The 2621-nt window shown below is 61.3% G+C and carries 4 protein-coding genes; 3 read left to right on the top strand and 1 reads right to left on the bottom strand.

The annotated features are described in order from the left end of the window. Positions 1–15: 15 nt before the first annotated feature. Positions 16–633, bottom strand: a complete 618-nt coding sequence (locus AB0G16_RS38635; RefSeq protein ID WP_362815981.1) for a UTRA domain-containing protein — start codon at positions 631–633, stop codon at positions 16–18. A gap of 279 nt (positions 634–912) precedes the next feature. On the opposite strand from AB0G16_RS38635, the gene AB0G16_RS38630 reads away from it, so the two are divergent. From AB0G16_RS38630 to AB0G16_RS38620, 3 genes are all read left to right on the top strand, one after another. Next, on the top strand, positions 913–1293 hold the full coding sequence (locus AB0G16_RS38630) for a hypothetical protein (RefSeq protein WP_362815979.1): 381 nt from the start codon (positions 913–915) through the stop codon (positions 1291–1293). Further along, entirely contained in the window at positions 1290–1601 is a 312-nt protein-coding gene (locus AB0G16_RS38625; protein WP_362815977.1) for a hypothetical protein, read from the top strand. Before AB0G16_RS38630 ends, AB0G16_RS38625 begins: the two co-directional genes overlap by 4 nt. A gap of 460 nt (positions 1602–2061) precedes the next feature. After that, the gene (locus tag AB0G16_RS38620; protein WP_362815975.1) at positions 2062–2538 is read left to right on the top strand and encodes a hypothetical protein; all 477 of its coding nucleotides are present in this window, start codon (positions 2062–2064) and stop codon (positions 2536–2538) included. Positions 2539–2621 lie beyond the last annotated feature (83 nt).

The raw sequence follows: 2621 nt of genomic DNA, 5'->3' as shown, positions 1-2621 counted from the left end.
GTTCAGCACGGCAACCTACGCTCGTTCCCTTTTACACCGCATCTCGGACGCGACCAACGCTGACTGTAGCGACGGCTTGACGAACTCGGGTTCGGCGATGCGTGTTTCCCCGAATAGGTCGGCTCGAAAGTAGCTGGTGGCGATCCGCACCGGGACCCCGTTGGCCGTCATCATCTTCCGGCGGGCGATCACTCCTGTGCCGGGTTCAACGTGCAGGCACGCCGCCACATGATCGCTCGCCGGTTCCGGACCCACGTAGAGCATCTTGCGATCCGGTTTGATGCCTTGCCGTTCGGCCTCAACGAGGAAGAGCGACACGGAGCCACGTACGGCAGGATCCGTGGGCAGCGCTCGCTGTACCAACACCCTGGGCGCGCTGGCTGCTGGCCCCTCGGGAGCGCGTGCCGTTGGCCCCTTCTTCATCTGGGAAATACGCCCTGGCGAGACGCCCAACTTTGCTCCTATCTCCTCCAAGGTCATACCGGACTCACGAGCCTCGGCTATCGCTTGGCGGCGCATCTTGGCTGCTTCTGTAACGAGACCTTGTTCTTCGGTCATGAGACGACTGAGAGCCCGTGCGCGCTCAATGGGATCACGTAGCTGCGCCACATCTCGCAACGCCTTCAGGTCCACCGGGAAACTGCCTCCTCATACTCGACCCCATCAGAATTTTAGCCCCCCTATTGCGGCGCCAGGGATGGCTGCCCTACTCTCGACTTTAGCCCCCCTATAGCGGGAGAGTAGGAGACGTTTTCCCTGGTTAAGCGGCTTTTCGATCCATTTTGTGGATCTTCATAGGCATGTCCTTATTGGGGCCGAGTGTAACTCTTCGTGACCAGAACGCTAACGGGACCCGTAGGCGTTGGCCGCGCCGTACGGGTCCCAGGGAACCGCACGCTGGAGGTGCGATCTATGTCCAACTCTAGACCTATCCCTACTGCCGTCGATGAGGCTACGGCAGAAACCCAGGACAGGGCGCTGGCTGTCGTGCAGCGGCTTCTGCAACAGCGGGGAATCCGTGCTCACCGTCACAACACGGTCAGTCTCGAACTGATAGCCGACCGTGAGATCCCGTGGCCCGATCAGATTTCGGTGAGTTCGGTGATAGAGCGGCGTCCGCCTGAACTGGCCGTGATCAGTTCTCGGGGGCGACGGGACATCACGGTGACGGTCGGGCAGCGCTCGGGCTGTTACCTGGTGTCCGTGCCCGGTGGCATCGGCCTTGAGGTGGTCCGGCGTGGCCAGCCTGAGCGGGTCGTGGATCTCATTCTCGCGCTTGGATCTGCGTCGTGAGCGTGCCGCCGATGTACGGCTCGGCTGCGGTGGAGTCGGCGCGGAAGCTCCGGGATGCGCTGGCCCGGTATGAGATCGCCGCCGATGTCAGCGAGGGTCACGAGCTGGCACTGCTATCGCTGCGGTCAGGTCTGCTGGTGTGGTCCAACGGACTGCGGTTCTGGTGGTGTTCCGGGTGGAACGAGGAACGACGGCGCGCGGTTTACGCCTCACAGGAGGTGTCCAACGTGGATCGGGCCGCGCGGCGAATCTCGTTGCTCTGCACCGGCAACCAGAACGTTCCCCCTTCCGCCGGGGAACTGTCGTGACGCTGACGGAGCTGCAGAAACTTCACGAGCGCACGTGGACGATCTCTGAGGGGGTCGGGGGCGGCTGGTACGCCATGCGGCGCGTGTCCATCTCGGAGTACGGGATCAGGCATGGCCTGTCCGACGTGCGATGCGGGGCGACCTTGGGGGAACTGGCTCGCAATCTGGATGTGGAAACGCGGCTGGAGCAGCAGTCCTGGCGACGTGTGCCTACTCGGGGGATGCGCTAGCCCATAGAGCTGGTGCGGCGGTGCGCCTCCCCAGCGTCTAGGCCGTCGCACCTTGCCGGGGAGGTCTCCAATAGTCGGGGACCTCCCCGCTTTTATGTTCCCATCGGGAATTAGCGGGAGGTGGGTTGTAGGTGTCTCTCTTGATTCTTGATGACGACAGTATGAGGCGTCGGATAATCGAGGGGATCAAGTCCGGCCTTACTGTGGCCGAAGTATCTGTAAGAGTAGGTGTGGATCTGCTCACGATTCATAATTACCGCTGCGCGAACCGGGAGTTTGATCAGGCTGTTGTTTGTGCGTCGTTCGCTGCTGGCGGGGATTGTTCTCCGGTGTTCACGGCGACCCCTCCGTATAAGGACAGGTTGTTGCAGGCGCGGATCATTCGCGACATCTCGGAGGGAGGAAGCTGCCTGGAAGATGATCTGGTGCGGGTGGTGGAAGGGTACGGCTACCGCCTGCGGCAGGTCTGGTTGTGGCGGAAATATGACGATGTGTGGCTGCTTGCCTTCGAGACGGCGCTTATGAACGTGCGTAACCCGAATCTGGCGCATGGGACCAAGAATGCCTGGCTTCGTGTGAGGTGTAAGTGCATCTACTGTCGGGCGATGGGGCTTAGGGAACCCCACAGAGGACATTACATATCTCAGTGGCTACGTCTGTCGAAAGAATTCGGAGGTACAGGGCTAGATGTCCATCCTGGTGCTTGACGATGATGATAAGAGGTGCCGGATAGTCGAGGGGATCGCGTCTGGTCTGACAATGCAGGAGGCATGCGCCAAAGAGGGTGTGG

The sequence above is a fragment of the Streptosporangium sp. NPDC023615 genome, assembly GCF_040640155.1.
Classification (GTDB): Bacteria; Actinomycetota; Actinomycetes; order Streptosporangiales; family Streptosporangiaceae; genus Streptosporangium.
The sequence above is the reverse complement of the archived record's forward strand: the minus strand, read 5'-3'. Positions and strand labels throughout refer to the sequence as shown.

Coding starts and splice junctions, on each gene's coding strand:
- AB0G16_RS38630 (WP_362815979.1), top strand. CDS start 913: ATGTCCAACTCTAGACCTATCCCTACTGCCGTCGATGAGGCTACGGCA.